The organism is Lysinibacillus sp. NPDC097195, assembly GCF_044762075.1.
Lineage (GTDB): Bacteria > Bacillota > Bacilli > Bacillales_A > Planococcaceae > Lysinibacillus.
Map to the genome: position 1 here is coordinate 1987375 of NZ_JBIWDP010000001.1, position 26807 is coordinate 2014181.

At 36.7% G+C, this 26807-nt stretch carries 30 protein-coding genes and 1 other annotated feature; of the genes, 7 read left to right on the top strand and 23 right to left on the bottom strand.

Going from position 1 to position 26807, the window contains the following annotated elements; translation table 11 throughout:
* A complete protein-coding gene (gene yneA, locus ACIQXI_RS10315) occupies positions 1–315 on the bottom strand; it encodes a cell division suppressor protein YneA (RefSeq protein WP_402924220.1) in 315 nt (104 codons plus the stop codon).
* Between the two features lie 165 nt (positions 316–480).
* Here yneA and lexA point away from each other — a divergent pair, with 165 nt between their 5' ends.
* Positions 481–1098, top strand: coding sequence for a transcriptional repressor LexA (lexA, locus tag ACIQXI_RS10320; RefSeq protein WP_402924223.1), 618 nt, complete (start codon positions 481–483; stop codon positions 1096–1098).
* A 41-nt stretch (positions 1099–1139) separates the two neighbouring features.
* On the opposite strand, the gene ACIQXI_RS10325 is transcribed toward lexA, so the two are convergent.
* The 10 genes from ACIQXI_RS10325 to ACIQXI_RS10370 form a co-directional block, all read right to left on the bottom strand.
* Positions 1140–1862: a gamma-glutamyl-gamma-aminobutyrate hydrolase family protein gene (locus tag ACIQXI_RS10325; RefSeq protein ID WP_402924225.1), complete on the bottom strand. Its 723-nt coding sequence runs from the start codon at positions 1860–1862 to the stop codon at positions 1140–1142.
* Between the two features lie 12 nt (positions 1863–1874).
* Positions 1875–2627: a prepilin peptidase gene (locus tag ACIQXI_RS10330; RefSeq protein ID WP_402924228.1), complete on the bottom strand. Its 753-nt coding sequence runs from the start codon at positions 2625–2627 to the stop codon at positions 1875–1877.
* 55 nt (positions 2628–2682) lie between these two features.
* Complete coding sequence (locus ACIQXI_RS10335) at positions 2683–3372, bottom strand: hypothetical protein (protein ID WP_402924230.1); 690 nt, start codon at positions 3370–3372, stop codon at positions 2683–2685.
* Positions 3369–3962 carry a PilN domain-containing protein gene (locus ACIQXI_RS10340; protein ID WP_402924232.1) on the bottom strand — a complete coding sequence of 198 codons (594 nt, stop codon included), beginning with the start codon at positions 3960–3962 and terminating at the stop codon, positions 3369–3371. Before ACIQXI_RS10340 ends, ACIQXI_RS10335 begins: the two co-directional genes overlap by 4 nt.
* On the bottom strand, positions 3962–4936 hold the full coding sequence (gene pilM / locus ACIQXI_RS10345) for a type IV pilus biogenesis protein PilM (protein WP_402924234.1): 975 nt from the start codon (positions 4934–4936) through the stop codon (positions 3962–3964). Before pilM ends, ACIQXI_RS10340 begins: the two co-directional genes overlap by 1 nt.
* A 107-nt stretch (positions 4937–5043) precedes the next feature.
* Positions 5044–5523 carry a prepilin-type N-terminal cleavage/methylation domain-containing protein gene (locus ACIQXI_RS10350; RefSeq protein WP_402924236.1) on the bottom strand — a complete coding sequence of 160 codons (480 nt, stop codon included), beginning with the start codon at positions 5521–5523 and terminating at the stop codon, positions 5044–5046.
* Positions 5524–5600: 77 nt separating this feature from the next.
* A complete protein-coding gene (locus tag ACIQXI_RS10355; RefSeq protein ID WP_402924238.1) occupies positions 5601–6806 on the bottom strand; it encodes a type II secretion system F family protein in 1206 nt (401 codons plus the stop codon).
* Complete coding sequence (locus tag ACIQXI_RS10360) at positions 6803–7849, bottom strand: type IV pilus twitching motility protein PilT (RefSeq protein WP_402924241.1); 1047 nt, start codon at positions 7847–7849, stop codon at positions 6803–6805. The genes ACIQXI_RS10355 and ACIQXI_RS10360 overlap by 4 nt, the downstream gene beginning before the upstream one ends.
* Positions 7850–7859: 10 nt before the next feature.
* The gene (locus ACIQXI_RS10365) at positions 7860–9533 is read right to left on the bottom strand and encodes a GspE/PulE family protein (RefSeq protein ID WP_402924244.1); all 1674 of its coding nucleotides are present in this window, start codon (positions 9531–9533) and stop codon (positions 7860–7862) included.
* 18 nt (positions 9534–9551) lie between these two features.
* The gene (locus ACIQXI_RS10370; protein ID WP_402924247.1) at positions 9552–10880 is read right to left on the bottom strand and encodes a VanW family protein; all 1329 of its coding nucleotides are present in this window, start codon (positions 10878–10880) and stop codon (positions 9552–9554) included.
* 327 nt (positions 10881–11207) lie between these two features.
* On the opposite strand from ACIQXI_RS10370, the gene ACIQXI_RS10375 reads away from it, so the two are divergent.
* The 3 genes from ACIQXI_RS10375 to ACIQXI_RS10385 are packed head-to-tail and all read left to right on the top strand — an operon-like array spanning position 11208 to position 13760.
* Positions 11208–11624, top strand: coding sequence for a hypothetical protein (locus tag ACIQXI_RS10375; protein WP_402924250.1), 417 nt, complete (start codon positions 11208–11210; stop codon positions 11622–11624).
* Between the two features lie 7 nt (positions 11625–11631).
* Positions 11632–12093 (top strand): PulJ/GspJ family protein, encoded by a 462-nt coding sequence (locus ACIQXI_RS10380; RefSeq protein ID WP_402924252.1) that lies wholly within the window; start codon positions 11632–11634, stop codon positions 12091–12093.
* Entirely contained in the window at positions 12093–13760 is a 1668-nt protein-coding gene (locus ACIQXI_RS10385; RefSeq protein ID WP_402924254.1) for a DUF7305 domain-containing protein, read from the top strand. Before ACIQXI_RS10380 ends, ACIQXI_RS10385 begins: the two co-directional genes overlap by 1 nt.
* Positions 13761–13809: 49 nt before the next feature.
* Here ACIQXI_RS10385 and ACIQXI_RS10390 read toward each other — a convergent pair whose 3' ends face one another.
* Complete coding sequence (locus ACIQXI_RS10390) at positions 13810–15885, bottom strand: DUF2339 domain-containing protein (protein WP_402924256.1); 2076 nt, start codon at positions 15883–15885, stop codon at positions 13810–13812.
* Between the two features lie 90 nt (positions 15886–15975).
* Positions 15976–16227: a phage holin gene (locus tag ACIQXI_RS10395; RefSeq protein ID WP_402924258.1), complete on the bottom strand. Its 252-nt coding sequence runs from the start codon at positions 16225–16227 to the stop codon at positions 15976–15978.
* Positions 16228–16547: 320 nt separating this feature from the next.
* Here ACIQXI_RS10395 and ACIQXI_RS10400 point away from each other — a divergent pair, with 320 nt between their 5' ends.
* On the top strand, positions 16548–16676 hold the full coding sequence (locus ACIQXI_RS10400; protein WP_402924261.1) for a hypothetical protein: 129 nt from the start codon (positions 16548–16550) through the stop codon (positions 16674–16676).
* A gap of 19 nt (positions 16677–16695) precedes the next feature.
* Here the strand turns inward: ACIQXI_RS10400 and ACIQXI_RS10405 are convergent, their stop codons facing one another.
* From ACIQXI_RS10405 to ACIQXI_RS10415, 3 genes are all read right to left on the bottom strand, one after another.
* Positions 16696–17052, bottom strand: a complete 357-nt coding sequence (locus ACIQXI_RS10405; RefSeq protein ID WP_402924263.1) for a YhfM domain-containing protein — start codon at positions 17050–17052, stop codon at positions 16696–16698.
* Positions 17053–17120: 68 nt separating this feature from the next.
* The gene (gene proS / locus ACIQXI_RS10410; protein ID WP_402924265.1) at positions 17121–18557 is read right to left on the bottom strand and encodes a proline--tRNA ligase; all 1437 of its coding nucleotides are present in this window, start codon (positions 18555–18557) and stop codon (positions 17121–17123) included.
* 47 nt (positions 18558–18604) lie between these two features.
* Positions 18605–18815: a binding site (T-box leader), on the bottom strand.
* 50 nt (positions 18816–18865) lie between these two features.
* Positions 18866–19615 carry a hypothetical protein gene (locus ACIQXI_RS10415; protein ID WP_402924267.1) on the bottom strand — a complete coding sequence of 250 codons (750 nt, stop codon included), beginning with the start codon at positions 19613–19615 and terminating at the stop codon, positions 18866–18868.
* Between the two features lie 106 nt (positions 19616–19721).
* Between ACIQXI_RS10415 and ACIQXI_RS10420 the strand changes: the two genes are divergently transcribed.
* Together ACIQXI_RS10420 and ACIQXI_RS10425 are read left to right on the top strand one after the other, a co-directional pair.
* Entirely contained in the window at positions 19722–20084 is a 363-nt protein-coding gene (locus tag ACIQXI_RS10420; RefSeq protein ID WP_402924269.1) for a YbgA family protein, read from the top strand.
* A 24-nt stretch (positions 20085–20108) separates the two neighbouring features.
* The gene (locus tag ACIQXI_RS10425) at positions 20109–20456 is read left to right on the top strand and encodes a BRCT domain-containing protein (protein WP_402924271.1); all 348 of its coding nucleotides are present in this window, start codon (positions 20109–20111) and stop codon (positions 20454–20456) included.
* On the opposite strand, the gene ACIQXI_RS10430 is transcribed toward ACIQXI_RS10425, so the two are convergent.
* From ACIQXI_RS10430 to ACIQXI_RS10460, 7 genes are all read right to left on the bottom strand, one after another.
* Positions 20446–20592, bottom strand: coding sequence for a DUF2651 family protein (locus tag ACIQXI_RS10430; protein WP_402924273.1), 147 nt, complete (start codon positions 20590–20592; stop codon positions 20446–20448). The two genes, ACIQXI_RS10425 and ACIQXI_RS10430, sit on opposite strands and share 11 nt — an antisense overlap.
* Before the next feature lie 272 nt (positions 20593–20864).
* Positions 20865–21506: a peptidylprolyl isomerase gene (locus tag ACIQXI_RS10435; RefSeq protein WP_402924275.1), complete on the bottom strand. Its 642-nt coding sequence runs from the start codon at positions 21504–21506 to the stop codon at positions 20865–20867.
* Positions 21507–21573: 67 nt separating this feature from the next.
* Positions 21574–22407 carry a metallophosphoesterase gene (locus tag ACIQXI_RS10440; protein ID WP_402924278.1) on the bottom strand — a complete coding sequence of 278 codons (834 nt, stop codon included), beginning with the start codon at positions 22405–22407 and terminating at the stop codon, positions 21574–21576.
* 139 nt (positions 22408–22546) lie between these two features.
* Complete coding sequence (locus ACIQXI_RS10445) at positions 22547–23947, bottom strand: sensor histidine kinase (RefSeq protein ID WP_402924280.1); 1401 nt, start codon at positions 23945–23947, stop codon at positions 22547–22549.
* The gene (locus ACIQXI_RS10450; RefSeq protein ID WP_402924283.1) at positions 23931–24578 is read right to left on the bottom strand and encodes a response regulator transcription factor; all 648 of its coding nucleotides are present in this window, start codon (positions 24576–24578) and stop codon (positions 23931–23933) included. The genes ACIQXI_RS10445 and ACIQXI_RS10450 overlap by 17 nt, the downstream gene beginning before the upstream one ends.
* A 127-nt stretch (positions 24579–24705) precedes the next feature.
* On the bottom strand, positions 24706–25857 hold the full coding sequence (locus ACIQXI_RS10455) for a glycoside hydrolase family 5 protein (RefSeq protein WP_402925738.1): 1152 nt from the start codon (positions 25855–25857) through the stop codon (positions 24706–24708).
* A 321-nt stretch (positions 25858–26178) separates the two neighbouring features.
* On the bottom strand, positions 26179–26571 hold the full coding sequence (locus tag ACIQXI_RS10460; RefSeq protein ID WP_402924285.1) for a DUF3992 domain-containing protein: 393 nt from the start codon (positions 26569–26571) through the stop codon (positions 26179–26181).
* Between the last annotated feature and the right edge of the window lie 236 nt (positions 26572–26807).

Below are 26807 nucleotides of genomic sequence, written 5' to 3' on the forward strand. Positions count from 1 at the left end.
TTATTTTTCACTTCTCGCAATTTCAATTGAATTGGTGGGTAACTCATTGTCCCCCACTACTGGTATAACAAGTGATTTTCCTGCAACTATTTTCACGCTATGTAATTCGTTCTCGGCTTTCACAAGCTTTATCCAGTCATCCGTACCCATTTTACCACGGTATTGTTCGGCTAACGACCATAAGCTATCGCCATGTTCGATATAAATTTCAGTATAAGTAATGTCTCCGGGATCAGTAATAATAAGATAACCTGCAAATAGTAAAAATGCGCCTAATAAAATTGAAATATGTGTATTTTTTTTAAACCAATTCATTCATCTTTTCCCCTTTTCAGAATGTTTGTTCGGAATGTATGTTCTTATAATAAAACGAACAAATGTTTTTGTCAAACACTTTTCGAACCTATGTTTGCATAAGTGTTCGCATTCTGCTATACTATCAAATAAGAAGAATGATCTAAAAAAAAGAGGTGAGCAATCATGAAAAAAGTTTCGAAAAGACAAGAGGACATACTAGCGTTTATTAAAGAAGAAGTACGCGCAAAAGGGTATCCACCATCTGTACGTGAGATTGGTGAAGCAGTTGGACTTGCATCAAGCTCAACAGTTCATGGCCATTTAGCTCGTTTAGAACAAAAGGGCTATATTCGACGTGACCCTACTAAACCACGAGCTATTGAAATTTTAGAACCTGAAGATTCAATTCAAAAGCAAAGTGTTATCCATGTACCACTTGTAGGAAAAGTAACAGCTGGTTCACCGATTACTGCGATTGAAAATATTGATGAATATTTCCCATTACCTGATATTTACGGCACAAGTGAAGATCAACTTTTCATGTTAGAAATAATGGGTGAATCGATGATTGAGGCAGGTATTTTAGATGGGGATCTCGTTATCGTCAAACAAAAAGCAACTGCTGATAACGGAGATATTGTCGTTGCCATGACGGAAGAAGATGAAGCAACTGTTAAACGCTTCTTCAAGGAGACAAATCATTTCCGCTTACAACCAGAAAACGCTACAATGGAACCAATTATTGTAGACCAAGTTTCAATTTTAGGACAGGTAGTTGGCTTATATCGCCGTGTACATTAATGCATTCTCATACTTATACAAACAACAAAGAGAAGCACTTATCATGCTTCTCTTTTATATTTTAAGCTTGCATTAACGAATGCCTTAAAAAGCTTCTGTGCAGCAATATCCCCTACAATTGCTTGTTCCTCTGGATGCCACTGAACAGCTAGACAAAATGGGAACTCTTCGTGAACGATTCCCTCAATTAAGCCATCACTCGATTTTGCCGCAACCATGAATTTCTCAGCTAACACATTGACCGCTTGATGATGAAAGGAATTCACTGCAATTTTTTCTTCTTCCATAATCGTTTTTAGCAACGTATCGGCTGTTAATTGCACATAATGACTTGCAACACCACGAGCCGCTTGTTGCGTATGTTGTAACAGCCTACTACTATGGTATTCGCTATCAATATCTTGGTATAAAGTTCCCCCGAATGCCACATTGAGCATTTGCATTCCACGACAAATGCCAAAAATGGGCATATGCCTTGAAATAGCGGCCTGTATTAACGCAAGCTCTACCCTATCTCGTTCAGGATGTATCTGTCCTAATTTCGGTAATGGCTCTGCCCCAAATTCAAATGGATGAACATCATGTCCACCAGATAATAATAAGCCGTCCGTCAGCGATAAAACTTGGGCTGCATCTTCCTCTATCCCTAATGGAATAATTAGCGGAATACCACCAGCTTCAATGATACTTTTGCTGTAGGCTACATTTAATCTTGACGATAAATCATCTTCTGCAAACGCTGTTATACCAATAATCGGTTTCATTCCTATACCCCCTTACCAAAATCCTACATACCAATCTATTAAGACATCGCCATAGAAATACACTACTACCGCTGCTAACGCAATCGATGGTCCAAATGGAATCGGCGTTTTCCGACCTTGTTGCCGTACTTTCAGCACAATTATGCCAACTATCATACCTATTACCGCTGCTATAAAAAGGGTCAATAACGTATTAATCGTGCCAAGCACAAGACCAATTAAAAAGAATAATTTAATATCGCCACCACCCATTCCACCTCGTGATACGACAGCGATACCATATAATATGCTAAAGCCGACGACAGCACCAACGATACTATCCCACCAAGGGGTTAAGGGCGACAACACCCGTCCTAATGCTAATAGTGGAAAAAAGAACAACAGCACTTTATCTGGAATTAGCATATAGGCAAAATCTGAAACCACGATGATTATTAATAAAGAAATGAATAATAGTGCGACGACAAACTCTTGGCTAAAGCCGAATTGCCAATAGGCAAAGGCGAATAATCCCCCTGTTAATAGCTCCATTAGCGGATAAATCCAGGAAATTTTTTGCTCACAACCTCGACATTTTCCACCTAAAAACAAATAAGACAGCACCGGCACTAAATCTATTGCCGTTAATTGCCTCTGACAAGTCGTACAGTGCGAAGGAGGTGAAACAATCGACTCCTTCTTCGGCACACGTAAACCGACAACATTATAAAACGATCCAAACACAAGCCCAAAGACGAAAATTAGTATTGTATAAGCCATATCCATTTTTATTGCCTCCTAAACCAACAAGCGCCCATACATTGGAGTATGCGCGCCTTCTTCATTGTTCTCCTTCATAATAGAAGGTTGTGACCTGGATGGTAGCCTTGATGGTTACATCTGCCTCTGCGTTCAACAAATCTTGTTCACCTGGGATGGTTAAATTGATCATATCGATCTTCATGACACGCTCTAATTGCTCTATTTCCTGCAAAAATTGCTCAAGTGTTTTAAAATTCAAGGCTACAACATTGACGCTAAAGGTCACTAACTTTAAATTATCAGGTAAACTGTCCTTCACAATGCTCGAAACTGGTATAGTTTCTTCCGTATCTATGTTGTCTCCATTGACTTCTGCCTCTGCTTTTTCGAGCTCATTAGGATTACTAACTTCAGATTGGGCAACAGCAGTATCATAATTATTAAAATTCAGTGACTCGACACGAGTGCCTGTCACTTCTTCGATTTCTACCACATCTAAAATTATTTTTTCTATAGCCCTTGTTCCCGGTACCTTTTGACGCATGATTAAACTATCCATCGTAAGCTCACTTTGCCTTTCCTCTAAGGCAATAAGTTCTTTTTTCATGTCGCTCATTTGCTGTTGCACTTGCTCAACATGATTTGTTTTTGCTATTACCTCATCATGTTTTGGTTGCAATACATAATAATAAAGTGCAAATAATAGCGCCGCAATGAATGCGATTAACAATAGGATGGATGAATTTTTATGACTAGTAAGCTTATTCATGAAGGTCGACCTCCAGCTAAGTACATAAAATCAATGGTCGCTGTAATGGAAACTGAATAACGTGGTACTTCTGTAAACTTTTGCTCAGGTGTTAGCTCTTTTTGCTCCCCAACTTGTACTTCAAAATTGGCAATAGAACTGATTTGCGTATCTTTAAAATAATGACTTACCAAGAGTCGTTCTACATATGTTGCAATATCAGGCATTGATTCAAAATCTACTAAAATATTGATTGTATCTTGGCCAAATACATAACTACGTAAATAAGCATGAGCAGGTAATAACTGACGTGTTTCATCAATCAATGGTGTGACAGGGTATGCAATACTTTGAACATATTGCACGGACTGTTGCAAATTCCCCTTGTTAGATAGCTGTTGTTCATTTAACGTTTGTTGTAATTGATCACGCTCTGTAGTCAACGTTTGTTCTTCTAACTGTAATCTTTTGATATCACTCGTAGCAGTAAAATATAACAACAAAAAATAGGCGAGGATCAAACCTACTATGACTATAAGCACGCCATAAAATAACTTTGGGCTAGCAGTTCTTTTTTCAAGCTGTGGCAAGAGGTTAATATCTGGAACCATTAGTGAACCTCCTTTAAAGCTAACCCTAATAAAGTAGCAAATTCCCGTTTAAATCCTGGGAAATACTGCTCTACCATTTCTCCATGGACGATTGTTAGCGGTACCCCTAAATTAGTATCTAACAAACTGCTGATTACTTTTAATTGCGGATTATCGCCGAGGACAATTATTTCATCAACGGCTTTTTCCCCTTTATGTAAAGAAAATTTAAAGAAATTCATCATACGATCTATTTCCAGTACTTGATCCATGACGACTAGACGATAATCATCAAGCTCACCTTCATTACTAAACTGATAGCTAAACTCATCTTCCTTTTTCACTTGCCATTGGCTTAAATCTGTTTCTATCGATTGATAGCGCAAAAATTCCAACTGCCCTTGCGAGAAAATACTGATAGACAGTTCATTAATAGACCAATCCGCAATTAAATAAGTACGCTCACCCGTTAATATGGTTAAATGCTCTAATAATCGAATATTGCACAACGCGCGAATATCTGCTGCTTGTGGTTCTAACGAAACATCTAAAAACATACCCACCATTTTATTTATCTCTTCTGATGGTGCCGCAAATAACATTGCCTTGCCATCGTCGGGTTTAGGGTCGTATACATCAATTAAAGGATCTTGGAAGGGTAAATGGATAGAATGACCAAGCTCCATCTCTGCATAGCCTCTCAGTTCATGTGGTGCAACGTCGTTTGCATGCTCAAAACTCTTTAGCAAAACATTTGTATCTGGTACAAACATACGCACTGCTTGTTTTTTCCCACTCCATTTCACTACTTGTTCTTGAATAATTTTAAATAACGCTACTTCATCCTCAATCATTGCATTTTCTACAATACCTGGAGCTAAAGGTAGCTCATAGCCCTGCCATTGATTAGGCTCTGGTCCTTTCGCCACAATCGCACGCAACACATAATCTTTTAATTCGATTGAAACATGCGATTTCCTCTTTCTTTTAAACATGTGAAAAGACCTCCTTTTGCTACGATGCATACATGATGTTATTAGTTATTAGTTATCCAGTTCCCATCCTAAGGAATAGAAACATTAGGATGGGTTGGGAGGACTAATTAATTTTCTTTATTACCATCTGGTGGCGTATCGGTTTTAGGTCCTCCACCGGCTTTTTTCAATTTTTCATTAATTGCTTTTTCTTTTGCAGGATTGCCAACACTATATTCCGTTAATTGAATATTCTCTAAGTTTTTAAAGGTAATTTCCCAATCTTCATTTGTTTTAGCAAAGGTTACTGTAACATCACTAACATCAATTCCATCTACATATGGTTTTAATACATCACCACTACAACTTACAGTATCTCCTGTATTACCACTACATGCACCATCAACATAAGCAATTTTCGCACCCGCTAGGATATTAGATGCCTCTGCTAAAATAGCTCGATCCTTTGATTTATTAATGATATTTCCAATTGAAGGAATGGCAATTGCAGCTACGATTGCTAAGATCACAATAACCGCCAGTAACTCGATTAATGTTAAACCTTTTTCGTTTTTTACTAGTTTCTTATTTAATAGTTTTTTGAACATGGTTGGTTCCTCCTAGTTTCTTTTATTTGAAGTGTGAGTGGACACGGTCTTCCTTCGCGAAAAGACATTTTAATATTCTACATATTTTCATATAACTGGAACATTGGCATAAAGATAGCCGCTACAATAACGCCTACTACTAATGCAAGTACAAGGATCATAACTGGTTCGACCAAAGATTTTAATGTATCAACAGCTCGGTCTACTTCATCCTCGTAAAAATCAGCGATCTTTTCGAGCATATAATCAAGCGAGCCCGTTCGTTCACCAATAGATGTCATCTGTGTCACTAAAGGCGGGAATAGCCAGCTTTTCTCAAGCGGCTCTGATAAAGTACCACCTTTTTCTAAATTATCATGTGCTTCATGTACAACCTTGCCAATAACGGGATTACCCGCAACTTTTTCAACAATCGTCAATGCCTGTAAAATGGGCACTGAACTGCTAAATAATGAAGCTAATGTTCTCGTCATCCGAGCGATAACATTCTTTTGTAGAAGTTGTCCGAACACGGGCATACGTAATAACATAACATTGAGTAAATAATGAAAATCCTTATTGTTTTTATAAAAATAATTAAAGCCCACTACTAATATCACGAGAAACAATATAACGATATACCAATAGTGAATAAGCCAGTCACTTATCCCGACAACTATGAGCGTAATAAGTGGCAATTGTAAATCCATATCTTTAAAAGTTGCCATAAATGTCGGCACAATAAATACCATTAAAAACATCCCTACAGCCATAGTTAGAACCATTAAAACGGCAGGATAAGTCATAGCAGACTGCACTTTTTTCTTAATGTTATATTGCTTTTCTAGCGTGCCAGCTAAGCGCTCCAATGTGTCATCAATATTCCCGGTCGCTTCCCCTGCACGCATCATATTAATAAACAACACCGGAAATACTTTAGGATGTTTTGCTGCAGCATTTGAAAATGATGTACCACTTCGAAGATCCTCTTCCACTTGCATCAATGCACGTTTTAATGTTTTATTTCGTGTTTGTTCTCCTAAAATATGCGTTGCCTCAACTACAGACACACCTGCGCGAATTAGCGTCGCGTACTGCCTACAATAGATAACAAAATCCTGATGTTTAACCTTTGTACTTAGGGCTATATTTTTATGCAGAATACTATTTGACTCTTGCATATCACGTGCATTAATACCTTGTTGACGCAGTTTATCTATTGCTACTTTTCTATTTGGCGCTTCGATTATGCCTTTTTTATGAGCCCCTGTTTTCGTGCGACCACTATAACGAAATACCGTCAAAGATAATCACCAGCGTTCATATATGGTCTCGCCTCTTCCAATGAAATTTTTCCTACTGCGATTAGCTGTTGCATCGAAGATTCTAATGTGTGCATACCAAGGGCTTTACTTGTTTGCATCACACTAGGTATTTGATAAATTTTCTCATTACGGATTAGGTTGGCAATCGCTGGTGCTTGAACGAGAATTTCAGTCGCAGCAATACGTCCTTTTGCATCTTTGCGAACAAACAAGCGTTGAGAAATAATGCCTTGTAAGACATTTGCCAATTGCACTCGAATTTGATTTTGTTGATGTGGTGGAAATACATCAATAATGCGGTCAATTGTTGTCGGCGCACTACTTGTATGTAAAGTAGCCATAACGAGATGTCCTGTTTCAGCCGCTGTTATGGCCGTCGAGATTGTTTCGTAGTCTCTCATTTCACCTACTAGAATAATATCTGGATCCTGTCGTAATGAAGCGCGCAAACCATTAGCAAAACTTATTGTGTCGACACCAACTTCTCGCTGGTTAATGACCGATTTTTTATGTGTATGCAAATATTCGATTGGATCTTCTAACGTAATAATATGCTTGGAGCTTGTCTCATTTATATGATCAATCATTGCTGCTAACGTAGTTGATTTACCTGAGCCTGTAGGTCCTGTCACTAAAATTAACCCTTGTGGTTTTTCAGCAAGTTGATACAAAACTTGCGGCATATTCAGTGCCTCAATGGAAGGGATTTTTGCCTCGATTAAGCGCGCTGCAATCGTGACTTCATTTCGCTGATGATACGCATTCACCCTGAATCGACATTTCCCGGGCAATGAAAAATTAAAATCGGTTTCCCCTTTCTCTTCAAACTCTTGTTGTTTATAAGGTGGGAGAATAGCTTGCACCATTTCCAGTAAGTCCTCTGTTTCTAAAGGTACCGTGCCATATCGTTCAAGTTTGCCATGAATACGATATACAGGTGGAATACCTTTTGTTAGATGTAAATCTGACGCTTTTTCTTCAAATGAACGTGATAAAAGTTCAATAATTGAGTATGCTTTCATGTTTCACCTCTTAGTCTGCGCTAGCAACGCGTAAAATTTCTGTTGTGGTTGTTTTCCCAGCTACGACCTTTAATAGACCGTCGATTAACAATGTATGATAGCCGTTCTCCTTCATGTACTCTCGTATCACAATGTCTCCTTTGCGACTTAAAATCATTTCTTTTACTGTACGATTAACAGGTAAAATTTCATGGATGGCCATCCGTCCACGGTAGCCTGTGTGATTGCAAGCAGGACAACCACGACCTTTTTGACCATGCGTTATACCTTCAATACCATTGACCTCAAGAATTTCAAGTTCACGTGTAGTGAAAGGATACATTTCTGCACAATCCCGACATACTTTCCGCACTAATCGCTGAGCCATCACACCTATCAGTGATGATGACAACAGGAACGGCTCAATCCCCATATCATGTAAACGCGATATAGATTCTACAGCACTATTGGTATGCAATGTACTTAACACTAAGTGGCCAGTTAAGGAAGCACGTATAGCAATCTGAGCTGTTTCAAAATCTCGTATTTCACCTACCATGACAATATCCGGGTCTTGCCTTAAAATCGAACGCAAACCTGTAGCAAATGATAATCCAACTTCTTCTTTTACTTGAATTTGATTTACCCCATCTAGTTGATACTCAACTGGATCTTCTACGGTAATAATATTGACTCCATCTTCATTTAAATGATTTAAAGCTGCATATAAAGTGGAAGATTTCCCTGATCCTGTTGGCCCTGTTATAAGCATAATGCCATTCGGATGTGCAATCATTTTACGAAAATGCTGCTCATTACTTTCACTAAAGCCTAATTTATCAATTGCATTTGTAGCATTTGTTAAATCTAAAATACGCATCACTACTTTTTCACCGTAAACCGTTGGTAAAGTCGATAATCGAATATCAACCGGTCTAAAATTAACATTTGTTTTAATACGACCATCTTGTGGAATACGGTTTTCCGTAATATTCAAATTGCCCATAATCTTAATACGGGCGAGTACAACATTTTGCATATGCTTTGGTAATGAGCGTTCAGTTCTGAGCACACCATCTACACGGTAACGAACTCGTAGTTCCGTTTCCTGAGGGTCAAAATGAATATCACTTGCACGCTGAGCGACTCCATTTGCAATAATCTGATTGACCAAACGCACAATCGGAGAATCCTCATTCTCCACTTCTTCCTGCATTTCTGTAGCTGTTGCCCCTAAATCTTGCAAGGCCGCTTCCATCGATTCCTGTAAATCATAATATTTTGTTATCGTCCGGTATAAGTCGTCCTTCGCCGCGATACTCGTTTCAATTTGACAGCCCGTCGTCATACGTACTTCTTCAATAGCAAAATAATCCATCGGGTCTGCCATGGCGATAAATAATTTGTTTTTGTCCTTACGAATCGGCATGATATTGATACGCTTTGCAAGTTCAGCAGGAATTAATTGAAGCAACTCAGGGCTAATCGAAAATTGGTTCAAGCTAATATGTGGTATGCCGAGCTGAAATTCAAGTACTTCGATTAGCTGTTGTTCAGTTAAAAAATTTTCCTTTATAAGGAAATCCCCTAACTTTTCTTCTTTCATTTTCGTTGTTAGAGCGTAATCTAATTGGTCTGCAGTAATGACACCAGATTCAACCAGCAAATCACCTAACCGCTTACGACCTCCTGCATTCACGACCATCTACCTATCACCCTTTCATCACGGACTTGTTTGCACAAAATTTCCACCTTTATCATAATAGCCATAGACGATTTCTGGACCAGCTTCTTGTGAATTAGGTATAACGGGTTCTTCTACATCAGCTAAGCCGTTATCATCCAAATCAATTTGTAAATCTGCATCTACTGTATCTTTTCCAGTAATTTGAGTAGTTGTAGTAATCATTTTCGGTTCTTTAGATGAACGAGTAACAATACGATTTAATGGCGCATAATAGTCTTTGCTTATCAATTGCTCATTTGTACTGCCATCTTCAACAATGGAGCGATACACCTCTACTCGTATCCCCTCTTGTCCCTCTTGATCCACTCGTTGTTGTCCTGCCACTAAGTCGTCCGAATAACGATAAATAATGCGGGGTTTTACTATGTTGTCTTGACTAATATGGAGCATAATTTCTTTCTCTTTTGTCGGTGCAAAAATTTCTACTTTTAATGTTTGTCCTTCTATGGCTATTTTTAATTTTTTCGCTTGGTTAGAAGTGTTAACAAATCTTAAATCCTTATTTACCGCCCCATTCACTTTTGCATCAAGACCTTGTTGTAAATAATGGGGCAACTTTTCATGAACATGACGTTCTAGCAATTCTATATCTGTTTGTAGTACTGCACTATATAAAGTTGAGGCAATAAAATTGATGGCTATCTCGTTGGCAGAAGCTGACTGTTCACCAATTACTTGCAATAAGGAATAAGGTTCTTGCGATAACAATATATGTTCTTTCATTAAGCTCACAATCAGCTCAGTGCCTTTTGCCTCAATTGGAATTTCTGCTAGCTGGAAAGCCAAACGTTCGTTTTCTATCATATTTCGCTCTAGAACAATGGCATTAACTGAATGGTCAAGTAGTCCCCCTGCTTGGGCTAATGCTTGACTAACAATCGCCTCCTGATTCCATGAACTTACCCCTGCAATCTTTTTTAGTGCAGCCTCACTTAATGTAACTGGGATTGTAAGCTCAACTTCTTTTGGTTTCTGCCAAAAAGCATACCAAGGCTTTGCTGTGACGGTTTTATATTGGGAAACGACTGCTGCTACATTAAATGATAGATTACTAGCATGGATTGTCAGTGTTACATCTTCATCCTGTATCGTCAGTGGTTGTTCTTTCCACTCATCAACAGCCTTTTGAAGTGTTGGTTCTATTTTTTCTTCCGCTAGGCTGCCAACATCAATTCCACTAATGGTTACATTACTCGCAGTTCCTTTTGCAAACACCTTACTAGTCAATAACACAGGAGAGAGCAATAGTCCTAGTAAAGTAAAAAGTAAAACTATTACTCCTACTAGTTTTATGTATATTTTCATCGACACCCACCTTTTCCTCATAGTTCAGTGACAGCTGATATTGAAAATGTCCTAGGAATTTATTGCATTATTTATACAGATAATACTATAATGGAGTAAATTTTACACTACTTTTCACCTTATTTTTACATAAAAAAATATTATTTCAATTTATTTTCATTAAAATTACCTAAATAATGAAATTTTAATATAAAAATAAATAATACTGATGCTGTTTTTAAGGAAAAACAATGCGTTTAATCACATTTATTTAATACAAAATACCTAAACTTAAGTAGTCTATATGAATCACAATCGAATTTACTATATGAGAAATGAGGGGAAATAATGCAACAATTTCTTCACAATGACAAAGGTCTAAGTTTAGTAGAAGTTATTGCCTCCATTATTTTAATTTCCATTATTTTATTATCCTTTGTCGCGTTATTTTTACAGTCAAATAAGACAACTGTGACATCAAACGATATTGTCGATGCAACATATGTTGCACAACAGGAAATGGAAACTATCTATACAAATCGAACGGAACCAACGGTAGAAGCAGTTATGGAGAAAATGCCTCAGTACATGAAAATCACAGAAAACACTTGGAAAAAGGAATTAAGCAATACGGTGAACATTCAGCTTACAATGGTAGCTGACAATAATTACGCTGCATTAAATTTAACAACGGTCATCATAGAAGTATTTGAAAATAATGTGTTAAAGAGCCGCTTTGAAAATAGATATAACATAGGAGGTTGAATTATGTATGCGTATAAAACACCAACATGGCTTAACTTTAATTGAGGTGTTAGCTGTGTTAGTCATAGTTAGTATCATTGCTGTTCTTCTAGTGAGTATTTTGAGCTCAAGTACGAATAATCACCAAAAACAAGTGACTAAAAATAAAGAATTACAAGATGCTTCGTATGCTTTGAAAATAATTACAAAAGATTTTCGACGCGCTATAACTTACGAACAGAATAACCCCACTACAGGCACTTTGTTACATAAGGATAACGTTCTCATTGTCTATCACTTAACAGATAAGAGCACTTTAACTCGACAAAGGAAGGGAGATGGGGACACAGCTATGAGCGAGGAAGTTATTGCTACTAATATCATCGATTTCCCCATAGAAAAAGATAGTAATAATATTATTGTGAAGTTAGTGGATAAAAATAATGTCACCTTTGAAACAAAACTGACTATTAGAGGAGAGACAAAGTAATGAAACAGCTTCGTAAAATGGATGAAAGGGGATACTCTTTTTTATTCGTTTTTTTAACAATTATATTAGTAACTGTTCTTGGTTTAAGCATTATTAAGATTGCCAACAACACGTTAAAAACCTCAGCTCATGAACGCGATGACCAGTCAATCTACTATATTGCAGAGGCTGGTTTAAACTATGGTCGAGCGCATTTTAATTTAAGCCTTGACACAGCCTTTGCACAAGCAGATATCAACTATCATCTTGCAAAAATAGCTTACGAGCAGCAACCTGTAGGAGATCCACCTAATTATAAATCTTTATTACTAGATGAATTAAGACTGTTAGGTTATCCCACAGACTTAAATTCCTCAGTAACATTAGATAATACGATGACCAATCTAAACCAACAGCCTTTTAAAAAACCTATTTTTGAGGAACAATTCGGTCAATCACCTGAAGCTAATGTTTATATAACTTTGAAAAATGACAAAGAAGATCAACTCCAATATGAAATGGAATCAACAGGGCTGTTTAAAAACACTGCCATTACTAGAACATTACAGCAATATATAACGATTAGCTTAGAATTTGCTGACATAGAGATTCCTGATGGTAGTGGTTCCAACGGTAATGGTGGTACTAACGAAGGCAATGGCAGTTCAAATGGTGGGCATTTTTCACCGAAAGAATATGCTGTGCAAACGAAAGGCAATATTATCGTAACGGGTGGCGGAAAAATTACTGGCAATGTCGCTAGTGCTGATGGCATTATCCGATTAGGAGGAGGCGCTTCTATTTCTGGAAGTATCGGCACTTCTCTAGATAGATTTGAAATCGAACATTCCGGTTTAGATAAATATAAAAATCAAGTAAACGGCAGTAAAAATTTCCCTGAAAATGTACTTGCACCATTCCCTAGCGATAGAATGGATACTCTATCACAATTAAAATATCCAGCAAACGAAGAAGCTGCGAAGGATCAATGGAATAAAACTAATATTATTCATAATGGTAATTTCCAAGCAGATAATTGGATAGCGAACAATTACACATTAAATTTAACGGGAGATACACATTTTAAACAATTTAAAGTTGATCAAAACAATGCTATTACGATTAATGTAGGCAATTCTGATAAAGACCTGTATATTGAAAACCTTGATATTATACAAGGACATATAAAAATTATTGGAACAGGCAAGCTCAATATTTATGTAAAAAATACGTTTAATATTAAGGGGTCCTTTAATACCGGAGGCGATCTCAGCCAAGTAAATTTTCTTTATAGTGGTACAACGCCATTAACACTTTCTAATGAAACACAAATAGTCGGTTCACTCTATGCAAAAGAAGCCGATTTGACATTTTCAGGTGGGGTTGGCATAAAAGGCAACATCTTTACTGGTGGCCAAAATGTTACTTTTAATGGCGGATTTAATTCAACTAGTCAATATATTATTGCACCAAATGCTACTATAAAAGTCCAAGGTGGCGCAAACATAAAAGGTGCAATTGTGGCAGATAATATTTTAGTAGACGGTGGTGGGAATATTACCTTTGGAGAAAGTGTTGTTCCTCCAGAAAACGGGGGCGGTTCAACAAATCCAGGAGAAAATCCAAACCCAGGCAACCCTTCTCCGCCAAATAAACATATAACAGAAGAATCTATACTAGAAAAATAATAGTAAAAGGCACTGCGAGAGAAACTGTAACTCTCCCCAGTGCCTTCTTTTATTCTGTTTTCCTCAACAACCGCCCGGACAACAACAAACCAATACCGCCAATCAATATAAATAGTACTGCTCTAATTAATAAATCTAGTGCAGATAAGTCGAAGAATATCATCTTAATAAACGCGAAAGCTAATATGGCAAATCCAGTAAGGCGAAGTATTCGCAACTGGCGGATCGAACCGAGCCATAGTGATAGACTGGCAGATAAGAATAATGTAATGGTTGTTAGTGCGATGCTGAGCTTCCATGCTAGCAAGTCGTTATAGGCTAGCTGCGATACTAGACCACAAAGTGCAATCATCGTACAAACAACGCCTATGCTGACAGTCCAATCTAAAAATTTCGTCATATATTGTTGATAAAATTGATAAATGCGCCCCTGCATCAGTAAATCAGCGATAATGGCCACTATCACTGCGATATAAACAAGTCTTGTTCCAATATTAAGCCATTCTATCCCTTGCATATGATAAGGAATGCCGCTAATCATTAGTGTAAAGAACAGGAATAACACAGTGAGAACTGGCGTTAGTGCCCGCCCTTTAAAGTGAGCTGGTAGCACTAGTGAACCTGCAAAAAATAGTGCGATAGCGATACTCATTAAATGTGGGAAATTACTAGCACCCGAAACATAAACACTATCAAGCTTAGCAATATATGCGAGGAAGTATCCAGCCGTCATAACAGCTAATAAATCTAGTACATATACATCTTGCATTAGCTTCTCAAAAGCATTTACTGTTTCCTTTTGACGCCTTGCATACATATAAATAATGAAGAGATATACGCCAGGCATGATTAAACTAATATGCTCTATGCTGAAAAATGGTGTTGGTTCGTGTGCGACATAGCTTAAAATAAGTACAATTGAAAAACCTATGGAACTAACGACCTTCATTAAGCTGATGCGAAGTCGTAAGCTCATCATAACGCCTGCAAATGTTATCAATGGTAGCAGTAAATCATCAACCTTTTCTGGTAGATTCATTACTAAAAGCGTATTACAAAGTGTTATAAATGCGAGTGTTACGGCACTATCAAATGCCTCCTGCCATTTTTGCTTATAGCCATAACTCGCTACAGTTACAAACAAAATACAAAGCCCAAGCAGTAGTAGCTCATTAAATGCTAGCGGACTACTAATTAAGTTCAAAAGTAGTAAGCTCAAGATACCTACAGTAAATTGCACTCCGACATGAATAGAGCGCCATGTTGATTCAACATTATACAAGCGACACCAACTCATGTAAAAGATAATCTGTGTCATAATTAGCCCTAACGAAAACATAATATGATGGTCACTATTCAGAAACGCTATAATTCCGACTGCTAAGATAGAGAAAAAAGTCGAACTATAAAGTGCCATTTTTTGTTTGTGATGCCAAATAACAACTTGCAGCAATGTCAACAATACCAGTACAAAGAGCAATACGATTAACGCGTTAAAATCCATGTATTCTAGTAAATAAGGTAATAACAACGAGGTAAAGGCTACAAAAACCGTGAGCACTTCATTTTTCTTGAAATAGCTAATGGCTATGCCATAGACAATATATATAATGGCAATAGTTAGCGCTAACATTAAAGCAAGTACGTCATACAAAATGGCGCCAGCCGCAGTTGTTAAAATACCTACAATAAATGCCCCGCCGTATAAAGAAATAGTAATGGCTGGTGATCCAAACTTTTTATGCTCTACAACATAGGCGATCGCAGCCAATGCGACGGATAATGAATAAGCGAGGATGATTTTCACCCCGTTTGATAAGTAGCCATAATCACTAACTAGTTTTAGTCCCCATAACACGCCTAATACTAAAATCACCATAAATACTTTCGGGAGCGCCCACATAATTTGTTCTTCAAATGAGCGCTGTGGTTTAGTTTTCTGTGCTTTCGGTGCTGGCGTTGATTTAGGTAGTGGTTTTGCAGATTGTACAGTGATGGATCGGTTAACATTATTTACAGTTGTCTTTTTAAGTGGCTGTTGGTGCTTTAACACATCCATTTCCTGTCGCAATGCTTCCATCTCTTGTTCTAGCTTAGCAATTCGCTGCTCCATTTCTCGAGACAAACAATCATCCCCCTAACAATTAGAATTTTATTACATTATAGCATATTCACTTTTATTGTAAAATTACACTTTTTCAAGTGGAATAAAAAATTAGCGAGGTTTACGATACATTAAAGCCCGTTCACTATCACTGGTGCCACTAGTAGTCGGATCCACCACAACACCCATTAATACAAGAATCGATAACACTGTATTTAAAATAGTTGTCAATTGCTCGCTCATTCCAGTTGTTAAATCGAAACCAAACAAAGCGCCTACTTGTTGAGCGAGTAGTAGCAGCATGGAAAATAGCGCCAATATAAATGGTTTGTGCATGAATCGAATTTTCCAGTTAATTCTCATAATTGCTCACCTCCCCCCTTCCTCACCACAGTATATGCACCGAACAACTTGCCACATATGCAAAAATATAGCTTTAATCAGTGGAATTTATTATTTCTTCCCAACGAACTAGTTGTTATTTTTTCTATTAACGATAGTTATCGCACATACCGTTGAGTCGCGCTGGTTTACCTAGGATTTCATCTGTTTTATCGGCGATTCGCCACATCTTATCAGCGATTCACGCCACCTTTTCGGCGATTGAGCATTTTCACTTTATGAACGAAAACCTACAACACGACATAATATAGAAATAAAAATATAAAAAGGGTGATTAAAAAATGTTTGGCCACGAAAGACCTGACGTGTGGGACGAAGATGGACGGGATATTGATCGTTGGGAAAATGATGGGGGAAGAAGTCAAGGTACAAGACATGGACGGGTTCCTGTCTTGTACCTAATGGAGTAGTATCCACAATTTGCGCCTTCTAATTAAAAATGGCATTTAACTTTGCAGTCGATTCATCTGATAGCATATATCTTGTCTCTCGATCATTTGTGAACATTATCATGCCTGAATCTTCACTTAGCCAAAGAAAAAAAGAGTCTGCGCCTACTTTAATTTTGTAATCGGGGTCCGCAACATCGGCAATACCGTCTCTTTTATGTGCTTCTGTCATCGCCGTTGTGAAATCATTGATAATTGTCGGTTTGTTAAAGGTCTTCTTTGTTTCTGGTAGTTCTTTCGCAAAGCTTTCCATTTCAACAACAATCACTTTGTTTGAAGTACAACCTGAAAGCAATATAACGAAAAGCAATACTGATAGGATGTAAATATTTTTCATAATGTTCCTCCTAACAAAAAATAGCATACTGGAAGTACTCCAGTATACTATTAATCGCCTATTAATAATTAGTAAGCACGAGCAAACCACACAGTATGCGCTGCTTCTTTGCCGCAATGAATGCAAGTATGCTTCGTCGTCGGTGGGTTAAATGGTATGTTCCGTGTTGTGAACTTAGTTTCTTCTTTGACTTTTTCTTCACACGCATCGTCTCCACACCAACCAGCTAATACCCAACCAGGAATTGTTTCATTTTGTTCTGCCTGAGCTAAATGTTGTTTTAACTGCTCCATTGTATCGATATGTGTATGTGAGTTGTTTGCACGGAAAGCTTTTGCTTTTTCAAATAGTCGTGTTTGCATTGTTGCTAGTTCTTTTTCAATGCTTTCCACAATTGTTTCTAAAGAAACAGATACTTTTTCATCTTCATCACGCGCTTTCATTAAGCCTTGTTGATTTTCTAAATCACGTGGACCTAATTCAATACGTACAGGTACTCCTTTAAGTTCCCATTCATTAAATTTATAGCCTGGTGATTGATCTGAATCATCAAGACGAACACGAATGCCTTTCGCTTTTAACGCTGCAAAAATTTCATCTAATTTCTCCATAATTGCGGGATTCTTTTTCCATGGACCAACAGGAATTAATACCACCTGTGTTGGGGCAATTCGTGGTGGTAAAACAAGACCTTGTTCATCGCCATGCACCATAATAACCGAACCGATTAGACGAGTGGACGTGCCCCACGATGTTGTATGGACATGGACATGTTTATTTTCTTTATTTAAATATTTGATATCAAATGCTTCAGCAAATTTTGTACCTAAATAATGAGATGTTCCTGCTTGGACAGCCTTGCCATCCTGCATCATCGCTTCAATCGAAAATGTATCAACCGCTCCAGCAAAACGTTCTGACGGTGTTTTTTGTCCATCATAGACCGGAATCGCTAATAATCCTTCGACAACTTCTTTATAAATTGCTAACATTTGCATTGTTTCTTTACGTGCATCTTCTTCATCAACGTGCGCCGTATGACCTTCCTGCCATAAAAATTCAGACGTACGGATAAATGGCAGTGTTTTTTTCTCCCAACGGAATACGTTTGCCCATTGATTAATTAACACTGGAAGATCGCGATAACTTTTAATCCAATTTGAATATAAATGGCCAATCATCGTTTCAGAAGTTGGACGCAATGCTAAACGCTCTTCTAATTGTTCGCCGGCCGCTTCTGTTACCCAAGGAAGTTCTGGTGAAAACCCTTCAATATGATCCTTTTCCTTTTGGAAAAATGATTCTGGAATAAGCATTGGGAAATAGGCATTGCGGTGACCTGTTTCCTTAAAGCGCTTATCCATTTCCGCTTGAATATGCTCCCATAATTCATAGCCATCTGGTTTAAACGCAATACAGCCACGAACTGGCGTGTAATCCATTAAATCTGCTTTTTGAATTGTATCTACATACCATTTTGAAAAATCGTTTATTTTTTGTGACATCGTTTATTCCTCCTTAGTTTTCAATAAAAAAAGCATAAAGCATCCTCATAAAGGACGTCTTTACGCTAATTGACGTGGTACCACCTTAGTTCGACTTACATAATAAGCCCTCTAAACGTTTGTAACGAAACGACTCGGTTAGTTATTAACTGACATCTCCGTGGTAGGGTTCAATAAGAAGAGGTGATATAGCTCTCAGCCTAGGCTATACTTTCTGTTTCACAATCCTTACTTACTTGATCACATCATCGATTATAATATGTATACATTAATATACCAATTTGCTCATTGTAATTCAATCATTACTGTCACAAAAGAGCAGGAAATCCAGCTCTAGACCATAGCCATAAAGGTGTATGAACATCAATTGGTGCGATGCCTGTTCCCTTCAGCACTTGTTCCCAGGCAAGCGCGACAGCTTGTCGATCATGTGCCCCACCTTTTAATACTGTTGGCGGACATAACCCTAATTGTACAGTAGCCTTTAAAATATGCGTATCAGGTGCAATTGTGATTAGCTCCCTATCTTTCCAGCAAACATTTGTATAGCTTTCCAACACATAAAGCCAGTAATTAAAAATTTTAGGACCAGATAAATAAGGGAAATCCGATTTCCGAGTATTTTGCATTAACTCTTTCAACGAATGGATTTTAAATTGAACAGACTCCACTAGCCCTTCTACATTTCCTTTTGGCGAGGAACGAACGATTCCTTGTGCCACACGATACCAAATTTCTGGATGTCGATTTGGTTGTAACCCAACACGGTGTAAAAGTAATGCCTCGCGCAACTCCGTTATATCACTACTTACCACCGTTTTCGGCTGAAAAATCCACTTAGTTTTTTCATCTTGATAAGCTTTTACAACGGATTGCCAAAGCGTATAGGAATTTCTTTGATAATTTAAAGCCATCGAGAGCGTTAAAACTTCTAGTAAGTCTTGTTGTTTGACCACATCAATTAACACATCTTCTGGCATTGTTTCTCCACCAAGAAGTCCTTGTGCGTGCAAATGCATTAATGTGTCCACATTTTTCAATAATTGTTCACATGCCATATCCTATCCCCCCTGTTCAAAACTTTATGATGTTAAAAATATGATAGAATTGTCGTTAATCAACCTATATGATGTTTATACTGATATAGAAATGGAAGGTGATTGTATGAACCGGCAACGAACAGAAAAATTATGGCGACAAGAAAAATACCGTGTAATGTATCATAGCCAAAAGCATTACAATCAACTTCGTCAGGCAATGCGTGATCAACTGTCCCATGAGCACATCGAACAATTAATCAAAGACGCTTTACAGCAAACGCCAACTGACGGCAGTATGCGCAATGCCTGTCAGCATATGTGGGGCTATTTCCGGAAAGTTGCCACAGTAAATGAAAAACAACATTATGAGCAACTACTTCAAGCTGGTGATAGCGCAACACTACTTTATTTTTTACAACAATTAGCTACCCACTATCACGTTAGTTATTTACAAGAAAGTACTATTTTACAAAACGAAGGGTATTGAGGCCCTCCAATTAGGAGATTTGATATGAACGACAATCTAGACAACAACGAAATCATCTTCTTTTCTAATTCATGCGAACGTGTAATGCATCCATTTTATAATAAACATATCGTCTTTACAGGGGCCCTTTCCACGATGACCCGTTCAGAAGCAGCGAAAAAAGCACGCACTTGCGGAGCATTAATCCAAGGAGCCGTTACAAAGGACACTCATTTCTTGATTCTTGGCAAAAACCGTCGCGACAAAAGCACAAAGCATTTAAAAGCCGAGCAGTTTATGCACCGTGGCTATGACATTCAAATAATTGCTGAAGAGGATTTTATGTGGCTGATTTCAATGCAAAAAGAATATGTACCCTCTACTATACTCTAACGTCTCTTTTCTTATATTGCCTTTTTAAACTGACAAATAATGAAAGCAAAGAATACACAACTACCCACATAAAAAAGGTTGCATTGAACAAAGTAAAAGTTAAGATTGTAAACACAATAAACGTTACGATAGGCATGACAAATCATTTTTTCACAAAAAGGCTTGTTGCTATGACCACAACAATAGGACATATTATTAGTGCAAAAAGAAATTCCATATCTTTAATTCTTCCTTCTAAGGTCATTCTTCTTCAACTTCTAACACGTTGGAGAAAATGCTACATTATCGCATCTGCAGAGCTTCTAATAGTCATTTCCTTAATGATAGAAATCACCATATTTTAACATTATAAAAACACGTTGACTAGTTGTGCATCATCGCAACCAATCAACGTGTTTTTATGTAAAACTATTTTTGCACTACCGGATCAGGATATGCAAAGCCTTTTGTATCCACTTCGACTTTTTTCATAATTTGATCTTCTAGTGGCTTATCTGTTGCATCGCGTTCAACGGCTACGATTTCATCTACCGTTTCCATTCCCTCGATTACTTTGCCAAATGCCGCATAATCCCCATCAAGATGTGACGCTTCTTCTGTCATAATAAAAAATTGAGAACCTGCAGAATTTGGATCATTTGTCCGCGCCATTGAAATCACACCGCGCTCATGTTTTAAATTATTTTCAAATTTATTACTAGCAAATTCACCTTTTATCGAATAATCAGGACCCCCTGATCCATTGCCAGCAGGATCGCCCCCTTGAACCATAAAGCCAGGAATTACTCGATGGAAAATAAGACCATCATAAAAACCTTTCTCCACTAAGGAAACAAAATTTGCCACCGTATTTGGCGCTACTTTCGGCTCTAGTTCTATGACAATTTTTTTATCGTTATTCATTGTAATTGTTACAATTGGATTTTCTTTCACATTAGACGCATAATCAACATTGTCTTCCGCGGTCTTATCCTTACTACAACCTGTCAAAACAACAACAAGTGCCATCAGACTAATGACAAAATATAATACTTTCGATCGTGCCAACATTCTTTCAGCTCCCTATCTAGTCAGTTACTTGCATTATATAATTATAGGTTAGTCACGACAACTAATCTTATAAATGAATATTAAATACAGAAATTTCGGGTGGCACCATAAAACGTGCAGCAATTCTTGACGTGCCAATGCCAGTATTGACATAAAGTTGCATGCCCGTACTGTTATTAATCGTATAAAATCCATCATAATATTTTTCAGCTAATGCAGTAGTCTTTGTTTTAATAAATGGAATCCTTATCTGTCCGCCATGACTATGACCCGCCAACAGTAAATTCACCGAAGTATCTTTTAAAAGGTCTGCCATATCCGGCTCATGCATAAGGACCATTTTATAATCAAAGTTGTCATTCATTGTCGCTACCAACTCATCAACATCCGGATTTCCGAGCAAACCATCATCCAAGCCACCTATAAATAGCTTTTTACCATTTAATACATCGACAGCGACTCCACTATTATTTAATAATGTAAAACCTGCATTGGACAAGACATCTTCGTATATTTTAAAAGCTCCACCACCGTAATCACGGTTACCCCAGATGGCATATTTCCCAACCGTCGCTGTTAGCTGCGATAATTTATCCGTTACGTCCTGTTTATGTTGAAAGGCAGCAAAATTTTCAAATAAATCTCCCGTAAAAACAATGATATCAGGAGACAATTCATTAACCTTGTTGACTAAATCCTGCAATTGTTTGACAGTATATGTTTCACTTACTTGTATGTCGGATAGTTGTACTACTTTCAAAGCTTGTCCTTTGTTTCCATGTAAATCATAAGAATGCACGACAAGCCGATTTGGTTCAATTTTAAAAGCGTATCCTACTAGTAAACCTATTATTACTATTAGTAATAATACTATTCTTATAATCCATTTTAAACTTTTCATTCGACTTCGAATGCCCCTTTCAAATCTATAACCGTTATTATAAAGGTGCTATGTTACAGTAATGTGTACTTTTATGATAGTCGGAAAAAGGCACTTAAAAATAAAAAACGTGCACCAAATTAGATGCTCGTTCTTTGTTTTATGTTGATTCAACTAAATCAAACCATATCGTAAAACGAATATACGAGTCTACTAACACCACTTCATACTGTAAATCATTTTTAGCTAAGATGCTAGCAACAATCGACAATCCTAATCCAGTCCCTGAAATTTCTTTGTTCCTCGATTCTTCTGCTACATAGAATGCATCCCAAATAAACGGGAGTTGCTCCTGTTGTAAGCTTGTTGTTTTATTGCGTATAGAAAACTTTATTTTGTTTTTATTTTCATTTGTTAGGTTTATTTCAAAAAACTGATCTTCTCCATATTTAATGGCATTACTTATTAAATTATTCATGACTATTTCTATTTGATTACTATCTTCATAAATGAAGGAATTTTGTATTAAATCGAAATTTTGCACTACCTGTACATTATTATTTTTTAATGAGATATTATATTGTTTCATAATTTTTTGTATAAGACTCTTCAATTCGAAAGACTCTTTTTTCACTTCTAATTCGTGTATTTTAGATAGTTTAATTAAATAATCGACCATTTCTGAAGTGTAACTTACTTGTTCTAAAATGATATCCGTATAGGAGTCATCATCTAAACCATCTTTTATACCAATTGTATATGCTTGTATTAATGACAAAGGGGTTTTCACTTCATGAGAGATACTAGAAATTAATGTATTGAGACTTCGATTTTTCTTTTCTAATTGTGAATGTACATTTTTCAAAGAATTGCTCATTTCATTAATACTGTGTGACAATTCCTCAATTTCATCGCCTGAGGTAATTTCTACTTGTTGAAAGTTTAAATTTGTAATATCTTTTGCTACATTTTTTAGTTGTTCTAAAGGTGTAATCATTTTCTTAGAGAATAGTGCTACTAATAATGTACTAATTATAATTCCTAGTAATAAGGAATATAAATATAATTGGTTGACGATTGTTAAAGCATCTGTATTATGCGCAACTACTGTTCCTACTAATACTAAATGCTGATCCTTTTCGTATAACACAGTCAGAAGGCTCGTCTTAAGCTTTCCTTGATTAAATAAAAGCCTTACTGCTTGTCCTTCATCTACTTTCTTCAAAGCCTCCTCTGTAATCCAAAATTTATTTAAAACAATTTTGTCTTTATACAATGCAAATTGCATATTTTCATTAATTTCTGCGATACTACCAGCATTTTCAACAATAACAATTGTAACATTATGTTCATTTTCGATATTTTCTTGAGTTTTTGTAAGTTGTTGAATAGTTAAGTCATTTAGTTCTTCATAAACGGTGTTAACTTTATTTTTCATTTTATACAAATAATAATCAGCGGAAAAATAATTATTTAACAAAAAGGAAACGCCGAAAACGATGAGTATAATCACGCTCACCATTAATAATAATTTTTTTCCAATTTTATTCAATTTTATCATTGAAACTATACCCCATTCCTCTATGGGTTATTATATGATCCTCTCCAATTTTGTCACGCAGCCTATTAATGTGTGTATCGACTGTTCGTTCCTCACCAAGATAGTCCAAGCCCCAAACCGTTGCTAACAAAGAATTTCTAGATAATACTTGCCCTTTATTTTCATATAAAGTCTTTAGTAATTCATATTCTTTTTTAGAAAGTACAATGGCTTCTTCACCTTTAAATACTTTCTTACTTTGCATATTAATTTTCAAATTTCTTATTTCAGCCAATTTATCTGTTCCGAGCATTTTTTTCACTCTTAAAATTAAAATTCGTGGATCAAAGGGCTTACGAATATATTCATCTGCCCCTATATCTAATGCCATAAATTCATCATCATTGGTCGATTTTGCTGTTAACATGACCACTTTTGCTAAGCTTACTTTCTTTATTTCTCTGCATACTTCAATACCACTTAATTTAGGCATCATCCAATCCAAAACTGCAAGATCGATTTTTTTTGAATAAAAAATTTCAAGTGCTTCTTCTCCTTCAGAAGCAATACTTACATTAAACCCTTCTTTTTCAAAATAGGTTTTTAAAATAGCAGTCATATGTTTTTCATCATCAGCAATTAGTATATTCACTTTATAGAAACTCCTTATCTTTCTAATAAGTAACTCTTCCTATAACAAAAGTAAAAAGGTGAAAGTCTTAAAAGAAGATTTCACCTTTTTTCTAACATTTATACGATAGCTACAGCATATATATCTTTTACTTTTCTAATCCATTTTTCAGGGCATCCCATAATGGATTATCTACTTCGATTTCTTCTCGATTTGGTAGCTCTCCTTTTTCAAGTGCCTCCCAATATTTCCACTTCGGAGCTTGGTCGCCTAACTGATAATCCATGCCTTCCCAAGTGTCTTCTTGAAATGCATAGAAGGACCAATGCCAGCCAAATCCATCAAAAATTGAAATAAGGTCTGATAAATATTGATCCGCCCCTTTGACCATTCGGTTAATACCGAATTCTTCAGCAATGATACGATTAGCTGGAATATTGTTATCTTTTGCCCATTTATCAACAGGTTGTAAAAAATCTTTTAATGCTTCTTTATTAAATATTTGTTCCGTTTTTTGTTCTCCCACTTTCACCTTGCCAGGATATGCATACTCAAATCCTCGTTTGCGATTTTGACTTGTCATTTCATATGGTTCATACATATGAAATGCATACAGCACATTATCATCTTTGATCGGCTTCAAATACTCAAATGCCCAAGGTGTTGCGTATAATCCTGAATTCACAATAATGGGTGTATCTTGATCAACAGAGCGAATTGCTTCTACAATCGTTTTATACAATTTATTTAAATCTGCTGCTGTATTTTCCACCTGACTATACCATTCGCTATAATCCTGTGTCCAAAAATCATGGAATCCTGTCGCTGTTTCTGGATGTGGTTCATTCACTAAATTATATCCAACTATAGCTGGATGATCCTTTAATCGAACAGCAAGATCTTGCCAAAACTGCGCAGATTGTTCGTGATAACTAGTATCCTGCCAAATTCGATCATCATTTTGATAATTATTAAATTGTCTCCACCGATTTCCAGGCAGACTTAACACAGTTAACACTACTTTTGAACCTCGTTCATAAGCAGCATCCAAGTCTGCCTTTAATGCTGCAAAATCTTTTTCTATAATACCTTCATAATGATCTGCATTTCCAATTAAGAAATCTTTTTCGGGATTTGAATCTGGCTGATCATTCAATAAAAAATCACTGTCCTTTGCCCATTTATCTGGCGCTAAGCGAATAAATTCAATATTTTCTTTATTAGCTGCAGTATAATTTTCTGGAATGGACTTAGAATTCATGAAATTTGTACCTTTTTTCTGTTCATTCCAAAATGACATCTTGCTTGCTAGTGTACCTACCTCTATATTTGTTGTTTTTTCTTCTTCCTTATTACTAGTACATCCTGCTACAAATAAGATAGACACTAAAATTAACGAAAGAATACTCCTTTTCGAAAGATTTCGATTCTCTCCCATTACCTCACCTCACATGCATTGTAAAACACCAATGTCACAAGCATGTTACAAAAATTTATGTACTCATCGAGATGGCCGCTTCCGTAGAGATCAATACTACCCTAATGATACAAAAGCAAACTGAAATAAAAATAGCCAGTTGGCGGCTAAATACCAGTAACTGGCTATAGATTACAAATAAATTTAAGAAAGTTCATAACGAGGAGTGATACAGAATTCACCAGCAGCTGGTAGTGCTACTGTTGCACCAGTAGCAAATACACGAATTGTATCGAACCTTGAAATTGTAAAAGTGAAAGCTCCACCAATTGGAACTGCCGTTTGTCTAACGACTGTTCCACCTGTACCTGCAACAGGATCAGCTCCTTTTACAAATTGAACAGAAAGTGGGAAGTTACCAGTATTTTTTATAAAACCTGACGCGAATATAACTTCATTGGCATTTGTCGCATATATAATTTCAGCACCTACTACATCATCACCTGCAACAGTAAAACTATTACATACTTTATCTTGCACATATTTTTTAGGCGTACAACAACTAAAGTTTCCTACAACACTTCCGTCTTGACACATAAATTAAATTCAACTCCTTCCTAACCAAAATTGGTTTTCTCTTTTATAGTAAATGCTTGATTATAGAAAGTGCTTAGACTTCTGTAACGTTAAATTAAATAGATTATCCACTCTTGCAAGCATGTCCGTAGTATTTAGTGTCAAACTGGTTGCAGGTAAAGGAATGTGTATCATATTTTTGCACCCTTTCCTTGTATTCTGTGCTTTAATAATGACCCATTGGTTCAATGGACGTG

Excerpts from the sequence above, each read along its gene's own strand:
- ACIQXI_RS10340 (WP_402924232.1), bottom strand. The coding sequence starts at position 3,962 with ATGGTTCCAGATATTAACCTCTTGCCACAGCTTGAAAAAAGAACTGCT.
- ACIQXI_RS10350 (WP_402924236.1), bottom strand. The coding sequence starts at position 5,523 with ATGTTCAAAAAACTATTAAATAAGAAACTAGTAAAAAACGAAAAAGGT.
- ACIQXI_RS10405 (WP_402924263.1), bottom strand. The coding sequence starts at position 17,052 with ATGAAAAATATTTACATCCTATCAGTATTGCTTTTCGTTATATTGCTT.
- ACIQXI_RS10385 (WP_402924254.1), top strand. The coding sequence starts at position 12,093 with ATGAAACAGCTTCGTAAAATGGATGAAAGGGGATACTCTTTTTTATTC.
- ACIQXI_RS10425 (WP_402924271.1), top strand. The coding sequence starts at position 20,109 with ATGAACGACAATCTAGACAACAACGAAATCATCTTCTTTTCTAATTCA.
- ACIQXI_RS10445 (WP_402924280.1), bottom strand. The coding sequence starts at position 23,947 with ATGATAAAATTGAATAAAATTGGAAAAAAATTATTATTAATGGTGAGC.
- ACIQXI_RS10360 (WP_402924241.1), bottom strand. The coding sequence starts at position 7,849 with ATGAAAGCATACTCAATTATTGAACTTTTATCACGTTCATTTGAAGAA.
- ACIQXI_RS10330 (WP_402924228.1), bottom strand. The coding sequence starts at position 2,627 with ATGGATATGGCTTATACAATACTAATTTTCGTCTTTGGGCTTGTGTTT.
- ACIQXI_RS10325 (WP_402924225.1), bottom strand. The coding sequence starts at position 1,862 with ATGAAACCGATTATTGGTATAACAGCGTTTGCAGAAGATGATTTATCG.
- pilM (WP_402924234.1), bottom strand. The coding sequence starts at position 4,936 with ATGTTTAAAAGAAAGAGGAAATCGCATGTTTCAATCGAATTAAAAGAT.
- ACIQXI_RS10435 (WP_402924275.1), bottom strand. The coding sequence starts at position 21,506 with ATGTTGGCACGATCGAAAGTATTATATTTTGTCATTAGTCTGATGGCA.
- ACIQXI_RS10395 (WP_402924258.1), bottom strand. The coding sequence starts at position 16,227 with ATGAGAATTAACTGGAAAATTCGATTCATGCACAAACCATTTATATTG.
- ACIQXI_RS10335 (WP_402924230.1), bottom strand. The coding sequence starts at position 3,372 with ATGAATAAGCTTACTAGTCATAAAAATTCATCCATCCTATTGTTAATC.
- ACIQXI_RS10420 (WP_402924269.1), top strand. The coding sequence starts at position 19,722 with ATGAACCGGCAACGAACAGAAAAATTATGGCGACAAGAAAAATACCGT.
- ACIQXI_RS10400 (WP_402924261.1), top strand. The coding sequence starts at position 16,548 with ATGTTTGGCCACGAAAGACCTGACGTGTGGGACGAAGATGGACGGGAT.
- ACIQXI_RS10430 (WP_402924273.1), bottom strand. The coding sequence starts at position 20,592 with ATGCCTATCGTAACGTTTATTGTGTTTACAATCTTAACTTTTACTTTG.
- proS (WP_402924265.1), bottom strand. The coding sequence starts at position 18,557 with ATGTCACAAAAAATAAACGATTTTTCAAAATGGTATGTAGATACAATT.
- lexA (WP_402924223.1), top strand. The coding sequence starts at position 481 with ATGAAAAAAGTTTCGAAAAGACAAGAGGACATACTAGCGTTTATTAAA.
- ACIQXI_RS10440 (WP_402924278.1), bottom strand. The coding sequence starts at position 22,407 with ATGAAAAGTTTAAAATGGATTATAAGAATAGTATTATTACTAATAGTA.
- ACIQXI_RS10455 (WP_402925738.1), bottom strand. The coding sequence starts at position 25,857 with ATGTCATTTTGGAATGAACAGAAAAAAGGTACAAATTTCATGAATTCT.
- ACIQXI_RS10365 (WP_402924244.1), bottom strand. The coding sequence starts at position 9,533 with ATGGTCGTGAATGCAGGAGGTCGTAAGCGGTTAGGTGATTTGCTGGTT.
- ACIQXI_RS10415 (WP_402924267.1), bottom strand. The coding sequence starts at position 19,615 with ATGGCATGTGAACAATTATTGAAAAATGTGGACACATTAATGCATTTG.
- ACIQXI_RS10375 (WP_402924250.1), top strand. The coding sequence starts at position 11,208 with ATGCAACAATTTCTTCACAATGACAAAGGTCTAAGTTTAGTAGAAGTT.
- ACIQXI_RS10370 (WP_402924247.1), bottom strand. The coding sequence starts at position 10,880 with ATGAAAATATACATAAAACTAGTAGGAGTAATAGTTTTACTTTTTACT.
- ACIQXI_RS10380 (WP_402924252.1), top strand. The coding sequence starts at position 11,632 with ATGCGTATAAAACACCAACATGGCTTAACTTTAATTGAGGTGTTAGCT.
- ACIQXI_RS10460 (WP_402924285.1), bottom strand. The coding sequence starts at position 26,571 with ATGTGTCAAGACGGAAGTGTTGTAGGAAACTTTAGTTGTTGTACGCCT.
- yneA (WP_402924220.1), bottom strand. The coding sequence starts at position 315 with ATGAATTGGTTTAAAAAAAATACACATATTTCAATTTTATTAGGCGCA.